At 64.8% G+C, this 1009-nt stretch carries 2 protein-coding genes; both read left to right on the top strand.

What is annotated here, in order from left to right:
• Positions 1-93: 93 nt before the first annotated feature.
• Positions 94-726 (top strand): ClpP family protease, encoded by a 633-nt coding sequence (locus ACWCSD_RS53130; protein ID WP_352323605.1) that lies wholly within the window; start codon positions 94-96, stop codon positions 724-726.
• An 11-nt stretch (positions 727-737) separates the two neighbouring features.
• Positions 738-1009: ATP-dependent Clp protease proteolytic subunit (locus ACWCSD_RS53125; protein WP_449927698.1), on the top strand; the 272-nt coding region annotated here is incomplete at its 3' end.

Here is a 1009-nt window from a genome sequence, read left to right as displayed (position 1 = left end):
GAACAGTACGGGGGACCGGGCATGACCTGTGGGCGTCGCGCGTTAAGGTCACAAGCAAAGCCAATCACTTACGACGCATCGGAAGGTGACGCTGTGACCAGCCCGCCGACCTTCTATCAGCCTGAGTCGCGAGGCCGTGAGAACGGCTCGTCCTTCCGGCTTGAGGACCAGCTTTACCAGCGCCTGCTGCGTGAGCGCATCATCGTGCTCGGTCAGGAGGTCAACGACGAGATCGCCAACCGGATCTGCGCCGAGCTGCTGCTGCTCGCGGCCGACGACCCCGAGCGCGACATCACGCTGTACATCAACTCGCCGGGGGGCTCGGTGAGTGCCGGTATGGCGATTTACGACATGATGGAATATGTGCCTAACGACGTGTCCACGGTGGTGATGGGCATGGCCGCCTCCATGGGGCAGTTCCTGCTCACCGCCGGCGCCCGCGGCAAGCGCTACGGCCTGCCGCACGCCCGCGTCATGATGCACCAGCCGTCCGGCGGCATCGGCGGCACCGCGGCCGACATCGCCATCCAGGCGGAGCAGATGCTCTACGTGAAGAAGACGCTCGCCGAGCGGATCGCCTTCCACACCGGGCAGCCGCTGGACCAGATCGAGTCCGACTCCGACCGTGACCGCTGGTTCACGGCCGAGGAGGCGAAGGACTACGGCTTCATCGATCACGTGGTGCGCAGCGCGCGGCAGGTGCCCTCCGTGGGCCCGGTCTCCTAGGGGGAGCTGACATGAACATCCAGAGCCGTTACGTTCTCCCCTCCTTCGTCGAGCGCACGTCCTACGGCGTGAAGGAGATGAACCCGTACAACAAGCTCTTCGAGGACCGCATCATCTTCCTCGGAGTGCAGATCGACGACGCGTCGGCCAACGACGTGATGGCCCAGCTGCTGACGCTGGAGTCGCTCGACCCCGACCGTGACATCAGCATCTACATCAACTCGCCCGGCGGCTCGTTCACGGCCATGACGGCGATCTACGACACGATGCAGTTCGTCCGGCC

The organism is Nonomuraea sp. NPDC001684 (assembly GCF_053596515.1).
This window is presented reverse-complemented; position numbering and strand designations above follow the sequence as displayed.